We start from the raw sequence: 9,091 nt of genomic DNA, 5'->3' as shown, positions 1-9,091 counted from the left end.
AAAACCCTAAACCCTAAACCCTAAACCCTAAACCCTAAACCCTAAACCCTAAACCCTAAACCCTAAACCCTAAACCCTAAACCCTAAACCCTAATTTTTTGTGGCTGCAAAGTTAAGCCTTTCAACCTCCATACGATAACCTTTGGTTGTCTTACTTTTGACGCTTATGAGTTTTCACAAATTCCAGGCAAATAATCTTTTTACCGGAACGGAAATGCTTTCTTCTGAGCATGTTCTTGTTTGTGATGAAGATGGAAAAGTGCAGCAAATCGTATGGGAGCAAGATGCGGGTGATGATATTCAAAAGCTAGAAGGAGTCTTAACGCCGGGTTTCATCAACTGCCACTGTCATCTCGAGCTAAGTCACATGAAGGGATTGATACCTGAAAAAACAGGATTGATAGATTTTGTATTTGCCGTCGTCACCCAGCGTCATTTTCCCGACGAGGAAATTTTGGAAGCCATTAAAGTGGCCGAAAGCGAAATGATTCAAAACGGAATTGTAGCTGTAGGAGATATCTGCAACAACCTGTTAACCTTTGAACAAAAGAAAAAGCAACAGCTTCAATATTACAACCTTGTAGAAGCAAGCGGTTGGCTTCCCGCTGTGGCAGATCAACGGTTCGAAAGAAGCTTAGAAAATTTTAATGCTTTAGCAAAAGTGGGATCTGCATCCATTGTGCCGCACGCGCCTTATTCGGTTTCAGATCCTTTATGGCAACTAATAAAGCTGTATTATCAAAATAGAGTTGTTAGTATTCACAACCAGGAAACAGCGTTTGAAGATGAGTTGTTTTTGCAAAATTCAGGTGACTTTGTCAGGATGTATAAGATGATGAACCTTGACACATCTTTTTATATGCCTAGCGGAAAAAGTAGTCTTCAAACCTATTTTAAAAATTTGTCTGGTGCGGCCCAGGTGCTACTCGTGCATAATACTTATACAAAAGAGGCCGATTTGGAATTTGTGCTGAAGGAGAGAGGCTACAAGAGTACGTCGTTTTGTTTGTGTATTAATGCCAATCAATATATTGAGGAGGCTGTGCCGCCAATAGAAATGTTTAGGAAACTAAACTGTAATATAGTGCTTGGTACAGATAGCCTCGCAAGCAATTGGAGCCTTAGTATTTTAGATGAAATGAAGACGATTAACAGATTTTTCCCGACTATTGCCGTAAAGGAATTGTTGGGGTGGTCGACGATAAATGGAGCCCGGGCTTTACAAATGGAAAGCTTGTTAGGCAGCTTTGAGAAAAATAAAAAACCAGGTGTCGTTCTGCTCGAAAATTTGGATGTAGACAATCCTTCAACTTTGCAAGCGGCGGTAGCAAGAAGACTATTATAGCTTTAAAGGATTCTGGCAACAATTTTACAAATCAGGTTATTTTGCCTTTATTAAAATAAACGCTCGTGAGAAGATATCCCTTTTTAGTTATTGCGCTTGCACTATTCTCTTTAATTGACGGTTACTTGTTGTCTGCTATCTCGTTTGTTGGGAGAGCTGGCATTAGCCTATTTTATACTCAATACCAGTTTCTTAAAAGCTGGTGGAAAGGTGCGTTGCTTGTTTTTATCGTCTGGATAATTTTGCTTGTCATTCAATCGTGGATAGGTAACAAAGTAAGTAGGGCAACATCTAAAGTCTTACAGATCTCACTGTTAATTATTGCTATAGCCGGATTGTACCTTTCTTATGCTGATTTTCGAAATTCTCTTTCCCATCGCTGGTTAGGAGAACGGTTTCACCTTGGAGTTTATTTATTCTGGTTGGGATGGATAACTATATCCATTTTCATGCTTCTTCAAAGAAAAGTTGACAGGATCGAAGATGCGAAAACGGACAATGTAACTGACAGGACGATGGGAAAAAGCTGAATAGAAAAAAGAAGTCCAAGTGAGTGACACAACGATGTCGGGTTCTGCTAAAAGCTGGCTAAAAAAGGTTACTTTTTATCTCCTAACCATTCTACAACTTTAGGAAGGGCAATACAAAACCAGGCAGTGTATTTATGGGGGTGAGATTGAATGGTTGCAGTAACCTCCTCTATTTTTTTATAACAATAATCTTTTACTTCAGCAGGATTGGGTTTTATTTTACCTGTATAAGTGCCAACGTACACATGGTCAAATTCATGCTCAGTAAGACCGTTGTCGAAAGAGGCGTTGTAGTGGAAATCGAAAATTTTTGTAAGGGAGGTAGTGAAGCCAAGTTCTTCTTGAAGACGACGTAGAGCGGCAACTTCTGTCTCCTCGCCAAGGCGGGGATGACTGCAACAAGCATTCGTCCAAAGACCGCCACTGTGATATTTTGTAATGGCTCTTTGCTGCAACAACATCTCGTTGCGATCGTTGAAAATAAAAACGCTGAAAGCGCGATGCAATACCCCCTTTCTGTGAGCCTCCATTTTTTCCATACTTCCTACCTGCTCGTCTTGCTCATTTACTAAAATCACTTCTTCCATGGGGTAAAAATAAGGGAAAGCTATAGCATATTAAACTGGCTTCGTACGCCCGCTTTAGCCAAAATCATTGCTTTACTATAATTAGGGATTCGAATGCGTTCTTCCATTATTTGCTTCGCTTTTACTTTTCTTATTTTGTTGAATAAGGACAAATAATATTTGTAGGCAACATAGACACCAAAACGAGCTTTTATAGGCAATTTCACAATTCCCTCATATGCTTGTTGAAAGTCGTTTAGTATGTCAGCCTCTATCTGCTGTTTTTCCTTCTCCGTAAAATTTAAGAAATTGCAACCGGGAAAATACATTCTTTCAAGTGTCTGTGTATCTGCTTTAAGATCTCTTAAAAAGTTAACTTTTTGGAAAGCTGCACCAAGACTTTGAGCGTAAGGTTTTAATGATTTATACATGTTTTTATCACCTTCGCAAAAAACATATAAGCACATCAAGCCTACTACTTCAGCACTACCGTAAATGTATTCGTTGTAGGTTTTGTTATCGTATTCGAGCTTGTAGAGGTCCTGTTCCATACTTGCAAAAAAGGCGTCGATGAAACTATAAGCGATTCCATACTTATTTACTGTTTCCTGAAAACTGTTTAAAATAGGATTAAGGCTGATGCCTCTTTCTATCGCTTCATAAGTCTGGGTCTTGAACTCGGCGAGCAACAATTGTTGGTCATGATCGTGGAAGGTATCAACTATTTCATCGGCAAAACGAACAAAGCCGTAAATGTTGTAAATCGGCGTGCGAAGGTCTTTGTGTAATAGCTTGATCGAAGACGCAAAAGACGTACTGTATTTCTCAGTAGTTATTTTACTGCACATGTGACCCAATTCATTAAATAAGTGCATCATGACCCTTTAATTTTCCTGTTATAATTTAATTCAAACATTTCAAGTTTCTAAATATTTACCCCCAATCTTTTACAACCTGCTTTGCAACGACTTCTCCGCTTATAAGGCTGGGTGGAACACCCGGTCCTGGCACAGTAAGTTGTCCGGTGTAGTATAAATTTTTAACTTTTTTGCTTTTGATGGAAGGTTTTAAAATGGCAGTTTGTTTCAAGGTATTAGCAAGCCCGTATGCATTTCCTTTATAGGAATTGTAATCGTTTATAAAATCGCGGTGAGCGTAAGTTTTTTTATAAACGATATGCTCTGTAATACTTTGACCCAAATGCCTTTCCATTCTTGCAACAATCTTCGCAAAATAATGTTCACGGAGTCGTTCGTTATCGTCTTCCAATCCAGGTGCTACTGGTACTAAAAAAAAGAGGTTTTCACATCCTTCAGGAGCCATTAGTTTATCTGTAACGGTGGTGGCACTTACATAAAATAATGGTTCGTCTGGCCACTCTTTGGTTGTATAAATTTTTTCCGCGTGTTCTTTAAATGGTGCATCAAAGAACAACATGTGGTGTTTTATGTTCTCGAGCTTTTTGTTAAGACCCACATAGTATATCAGCGATCCGGGCGCCATTACACGACTTTCCCAATATTTATCACTATAGCTCCTATAGCTAGGTTCTAGCAATTGGGTTTCTACGTGGTGATAATCTGCACTACCAATTACAACGTCCGCCCGATAAGTTTCTGCAGAGGTTATTATTGAAGTGACGTTTCCATTGTCTATCTGCAGCTTTGTTACATTCTTTTCAAACCCAAAGTGAACGCCTAATTCCGTTGCAAGGCTAAACATCCCTTCCACCACGCTATACATTCCGCCCTTAGGAAACCATGTACCTCCAATAATATCTGCATAATTCATTAGGCTATATAATGCCGGTGTGTTTTCTGGAAGAGCGCCTAGAAACAAGACAGGGAACTCCATCAGCTCTCTCAATCTTTTATCTTTAAAATAATCGGCAACGTGTCTCTTCATCGAGCCAAATAGGTCAAGTTTAAAAACACCCTTTATAACATCCCACTCTATAAATTCACTAATAGATAATCCTGGCTTCAGAACTAGTTTTTGAATTCCAGTTTTATATTTATACTCGGCCTCTTTTAAAAATGAGTCTAGCTTAGCCGCACTGCCGGTTTCAATACTTTCGAATAGTTTTTTTAAATCTGGATAATTAGCGGGAATGTCTACACCTCCGTCAATCCAATACACTTTATAAGAAGGGTCGAGGCGACTGAGTGCATAATAGTCTGAGACACTACGATCAAATTGTTTAAAGAACCGTTCAAAAACATCAGGCATCCAATACCAACTTGGCCCCATGTCGAAAGTAAAACCTTCCGCTTCCAACTTCCTTGCCCTTCCACCTGGTATTGCATGTTTTTCAAGTACAGTTACCTGCCAACCTGCTTTTGCCATAAAACATGCGGCAGATAAACCGGAAAAACCACTTCCAATAATTACAACTTTTTTTACCGACATCGAGGGAGAAAAATCAATATCGCTGAATTTGTGCTTTTAAAAGTTTTCGGGCAAAGTGTATTCTGCTCTTAATGGTACCCAGCGGTTCTTTCAACATTCCCGCGATTTCATGATATTTAAAACCGTCAAAATAGAGCATGAAAGGCTTTTTGAAAATGTCAGGAAGCTGGTGTATGGATAACTGAATTTCTTTCAATTGTAAAGTTGCTTCAGCGTTGTTGTGTGTAGTAGTTTGATTATAATCTAGTAGAAAATCATTTGGAGTACTATCAAGCACTGTGTTTTGCCTGGCCTTTTTGCGATAATTGTTTATGAAAACATTCCGCATAATCGTATACAACCATGCTTTGATGTTAGTGCCTACGTTGTACTTTTCTTTGTTAGCCAAAGCCCTGAACAAAGTCTCCTGAAACAAGTCTTTCGCGGTTTCATTGTCGCGAGTAAGTGTTATAGCAAATGGTCGTAAAAATTCTGCATTAGCCAATAACATCTGATTAAATTCGATAGTAGACATGCAAATATGTTTAAACTTTACTAGTATAAAATTAAACAATAAAAATTAAAGTAGTGCATTTCTGTTTAATTTTTTTTATTCTTTTATTAAACAATAAATTATTGGTGTAATGAGCTATTCTAATTTATTGTACTACAAGTATCTGCAACAACAATTTACAACAAAGATTTTGACTTGGTAAGAGGGTAGCAAAAACGAGTATCCTACCGATAGCTATTTCTATCGATTATCTGTTATATGTACGAATAAAAAACAAACCGGATTTTCGGGAAGGAGAAAAAATTTTGTGGAAGTAAGAACAAAAACTACGAGATATATTCTTTGACTTCTTCTAGAGATTTTTTGAAATGAAAGTTCGAAGGAATACTTTTTTTGTAAGTAACTGTGAAGGGACCTGATAGTAGAACGGGAATGTCACTGATCCTGGAGTGAAGGTGATTTAGGAATTTTTCTATATTGAAGTTAGCGGCAAGTGAAGTGAGGTGGGTGTATAGATAATCAGGTTTTTTTGCTTTCGCGATAAAGTCTACATCTTGCAATGGTACGTCGGCTCCTAAATAAAGTACTTTAACTCCCCGATTTTTTAGCAAGTAATAGACATAGAGTAGACCAAGTTCGTGAAACTCGCCCTCGGGTAAAAATAGCAATGCAACTTTCTCTGACTTTATTTGGCTGACAGTAGTTTCGATACCAACCAGTAATTTTTGACGGACAATGTTTGTTACTAAATGCTCTTGTGCAGGATTGATGTTATTAGTTAGCCATAGTATTCCAATTTTCTGCAGGAAAGGAAAAATAATTTCATTAATAATTTTTTCCAGTCCCTTAGCTTCAATTTGGCTGTCTAATAGTTCTTCAAACAGATCGAGATCAAGGTCAACCATAAAGCTAATTAACTGGTTAACGATCCATTCTTGCTGAGCATAATGATGAGAGAGAGAGACAAGCTTTTGATTGATCTCAGTAAAATCCATTTTATTAATATGCGAAATCTTAAATCCGTATTTATTAAGAAGGGCAATATTTAAAATGGTCTTTAGTTCTTCATTACTATAATAACGAATGTTTGTGTCAGTGCGTTGGGGTTTTAGAAAGTCATAACGCTGTTCCCAAATACGAATAGTGTGGGCTTTTACCCCCGAAAGGTTTTCGACATCTTTTATAGTAAACGCGTTCATGGTATTGAAACAAAAATATCTATAAAAGGTTTAGAGTACCAGGTTTAAAAAGGGTAGGACACTTTGTTAACCTGGTCTTGTTTACCTGGCTGACAATATTGCTATAAAAAATTGCAACTATAAGCGAGATAACTGATATTATTTTAAGAAGAAGAGTTTTATTGAATTAGCTAGTCTTTCGCTTCGCCTCAGACACCTAGGCGAAGTTCAGTAGCTTTTAAGCTTTATAATAGTCTTTATACCAAGTCACAAATTTTTTTATCCCTTCTTTTACTGCCGTTTTAGGCTTGTAACCCAGCTTCCCTACCAGGTCACTAACATCTGCAAAAGTCATTGTAACGTCGCCAGGTTGTAAAGGATGAAATTCTTTTTTTGCTTCAATTCCTAATTCTTCTTCTATAGCCGTTATAAAGTCAAGTAGCTTGACAGGTTCATTTTTTCCTATATTATAAATTTGATAGGGAGCTTTTGAATTTGATGGTTCAGGTGTTTTGCCACTCCAATCTACGTTTCCTTCAGGAGGATTGTCTATGACACGTATGACACCCTCAACAATATCGTCAACATAAGTAAAGTCTCGCGCCATGTTGCCGTTATTAAAGACTTTAATAGGGGTACCTTCCAAAATAGATTTAGTGAAAATGTAGTAGGCCATATCAGGTCTTCCCCACGGGCCGTAAACTGTAAAAAAACGTAAACCTGTAGTAGGAACATTAAAGAGATGACTATACACATGAGCCATCAATTCATTACTCTTCTTGCTTGCCGCATATAAAGAAATAGGATGATCAACATTGTGAGCAGTCGAAAAAGGTATACTTTCATTCAACCCGTATACGCTACTACTACTGCCGTATACAAGGTGCTTGATTTTGTGAAACCTGCTTAGTTCGAGAATATTAGTGAAGCCGATGATATTACTATCTATATATGCCTGGGCGTTAGTGAGGCTATATCGCACTCCCGCCTGCGCTGCTAGATTAACTACTATGTCAAACTTTTCTTGTTCAAATAGTTTATCAAGTGAAACCTTATCTTCCAACTTTATCTGAATGAAAGAACAAGTAGGGATAGTGGAACTTTGAATTAGTTTGTTGGCAGTAATTGAATTTTTTTCAAAGCCAAGTTCAGCCAGCCGGTCATACTTTAGCTGAATGTCGTAATAGTCATTTATACTGTCGACTCCAACCACGGTATCTCCTCGTGATGATAATCTTAAAGCCAAATGGAAACCTATAAATCCCGCCGCTCCCGTTACTAAAATTTTCATCAAAGTTTATTGTTTTTTCTTCGGCGTAATAATCAGTCCAACTATTGCTAACCCTTTCCTTTTTCTTTTAGTAAGCCCTGATACAGTGCTCTTGTCATTTCAACTTCTTTTTGCTTTGAAAATCTGGCTGATACAAACTTGTAACCTTCGTCACCCATTTGGAACCGTAGCTCTTTGTTTTCAATAAGTAAACGCAGTTTTTTACTAAATGTTGTTTCGTCATTGCTCTCGCTTAGAAAGCCCGTTTTACTATCAATCATGGTGTCCTTTACGCCTCCCACATTTGTGCAAACTACCGGTCTTTTAAAATATTGAGCTTCTATTATCGATAAAGGAGTTCCTTCATTTAGTGAAGTGAGCACGACAATATCAAGGCCGTTCATCACCTCATACATCTCCGTTAACCATGAAGTAAAAACTACCCTTTTTTCTTTAGTAATAGAACGTGTACTAAAAGGAAGCCCTTTTTGTTGAAGATCCTTTTCAACCTGAGTTTTTAAATCCCCATCCCCAATTATAAAAAATGCTGCTGGATTGGCCGTAGGTGTTGTTAGGAGATTTTGAACAATTTTATTAAAAAAGAAATGATTTTTAACTGCTACAATCCTTCCTACAATGCCTACGGCAACGTCGTCCGGATGTAGTGCGTACTTATTGCGAAAGGTATTGCGAAGAATTGATGGCTCGTTGACCTGATCAAAGGCGAAGCCTAGCGGAATAATTTTGATTTTTGCAAGTGGAAGTATTTTGTATTTACTTGCTAACTCTTCCTTTTGAGCGTCACTCAATGCTATTGCACAGGTCGTTACTTTCCCGATTAATCTTTCAACTTGAGCTATCAGGGTTGATATAGTGGGAGAGAAATAGGAATGAAAGAAGTGTCCGTGAAAGGTATGAATGATAACGGGAACACCGGCCAACCAAGCTGAAATTCGACCAATAAAACCTGATTTTGCTCCGTGAGTATGAACGATGTTAGCCCTAAATTTAACAATGGCGTATAGTACACTAAAGAAGGCCCAGATGTCGATCAAAGGATTGATACTCCTTCGTAGGTAACTTATTTTTTTTAATTGAAGGCCTGGATATTTATCTAAAAGAAAAACTGGCTCTAATTCATCCTTTTCTTTCTCGCCAAATAGTATTAGTATTTCAAAGTCGTTCCTTAAGTTCCAGACTAATGGTATAGTATCAACAGCTTGACCACCAATAACGAAGCGGTTAAGAATTATGAGGAGTCGACGTTTATTCTCCAATATAGGATGTAGACTTTGAAGGT

The 9,091-nt window shown here is 37.8% G+C and carries 9 protein-coding genes; 2 read left to right on the top strand and 7 right to left on the bottom strand.

Annotated features, from left to right (window positions below):
- Positions 1-166 precede the first annotated feature (166 nt).
- Together SAE01_RS20845 and SAE01_RS20840 are read left to right on the top strand one after the other, a co-directional pair.
- Positions 167-1,345, top strand: a complete 1,179-nt coding sequence (locus tag SAE01_RS20845; RefSeq protein WP_147205745.1) for an amidohydrolase family protein — start codon at positions 167-169, stop codon at positions 1,343-1,345.
- Between the two features lie 65 nt (positions 1,346-1,410).
- Entirely contained in the window at positions 1,411-1,875 is a 465-nt protein-coding gene (locus SAE01_RS20840) for a cytochrome d ubiquinol oxidase subunit II (RefSeq protein ID WP_147205744.1), read from the top strand.
- Between the two features lie 68 nt (positions 1,876-1,943).
- On the opposite strand, the gene idi is transcribed toward SAE01_RS20840, so the two are convergent.
- From idi to SAE01_RS20805, 7 genes are all read right to left on the bottom strand, one after another.
- A complete protein-coding gene (gene idi, locus SAE01_RS20835) occupies positions 1,944-2,462 on the bottom strand; it encodes an isopentenyl-diphosphate Delta-isomerase (RefSeq protein ID WP_147205743.1) in 519 nt (172 codons plus the stop codon).
- A gap of 20 nt (positions 2,463-2,482) precedes the next feature.
- A complete protein-coding gene (locus SAE01_RS20830; RefSeq protein WP_147205742.1) occupies positions 2,483-3,319 on the bottom strand; it encodes a phytoene/squalene synthase family protein in 837 nt (278 codons plus the stop codon).
- Positions 3,320-3,374: 55 nt separating this feature from the next.
- Positions 3,375-4,850, bottom strand: coding sequence for a bifunctional phytoene desaturase/3,4-desaturase (gene crtID, locus SAE01_RS20825; protein ID WP_147205741.1), 1,476 nt, complete (start codon positions 4,848-4,850; stop codon positions 3,375-3,377).
- 13 nt (positions 4,851-4,863) lie between these two features.
- Positions 4,864-5,364 carry an RNA polymerase sigma factor gene (locus SAE01_RS20820; RefSeq protein ID WP_147205740.1) on the bottom strand — a complete coding sequence of 167 codons (501 nt, stop codon included), beginning with the start codon at positions 5,362-5,364 and terminating at the stop codon, positions 4,864-4,866.
- 305 nt (positions 5,365-5,669) lie between these two features.
- Positions 5,670-6,542, bottom strand: coding sequence for a MerR family transcriptional regulator (locus tag SAE01_RS20815; protein WP_147205739.1), 873 nt, complete (start codon positions 6,540-6,542; stop codon positions 5,670-5,672).
- 217 nt (positions 6,543-6,759) lie between these two features.
- On the bottom strand, positions 6,760-7,812 hold the full coding sequence (locus SAE01_RS20810) for an NAD-dependent epimerase (RefSeq protein ID WP_147205738.1): 1,053 nt from the start codon (positions 7,810-7,812) through the stop codon (positions 6,760-6,762).
- 47 nt (positions 7,813-7,859) lie between these two features.
- Positions 7,860-9,068 (bottom strand): glycosyltransferase, encoded by a 1,209-nt coding sequence (locus tag SAE01_RS20805; protein ID WP_147205737.1) that lies wholly within the window; start codon positions 9,066-9,068, stop codon positions 7,860-7,862.
- Positions 9,069-9,091 lie beyond the last annotated feature (23 nt).

Source organism: Segetibacter aerophilus, from assembly GCF_007991655.1.
GTDB lineage: Bacteria > Bacteroidota > Bacteroidia > Chitinophagales > Chitinophagaceae > Segetibacter > Segetibacter aerophilus.
This window is presented reverse-complemented; position numbering and strand designations above follow the sequence as displayed.

Bases quoted from the DNA above. Each gene is read 5' to 3' on its own strand.
- SAE01_RS20820 (WP_147205740.1), bottom strand. From the start codon at position 5,364: ATGTCTACTATCGAATTTAATCAGATGTTATTGGCTAATGCAGAATTT.
- SAE01_RS20815 (WP_147205739.1), bottom strand. From the start codon at position 6,542: ATGAACGCGTTTACTATAAAAGATGTCGAAAACCTTTCGGGGGTAAAA.
- idi (WP_147205743.1), bottom strand. From the start codon at position 2,462: ATGGAAGAAGTGATTTTAGTAAATGAGCAAGACGAGCAGGTAGGAAGT.
- SAE01_RS20845 (WP_147205745.1), top strand. From the start codon at position 167: ATGAGTTTTCACAAATTCCAGGCAAATAATCTTTTTACCGGAACGGAA.
- crtID (WP_147205741.1), bottom strand. From the start codon at position 4,850: ATGTCGGTAAAAAAAGTTGTAATTATTGGAAGTGGTTTTTCCGGTTTA.
- SAE01_RS20810 (WP_147205738.1), bottom strand. From the start codon at position 7,812: ATGAAAATTTTAGTAACGGGAGCGGCGGGATTTATAGGTTTCCATTTG.
- SAE01_RS20830 (WP_147205742.1), bottom strand. From the start codon at position 3,319: ATGATGCACTTATTTAATGAATTGGGTCACATGTGCAGTAAAATAACT.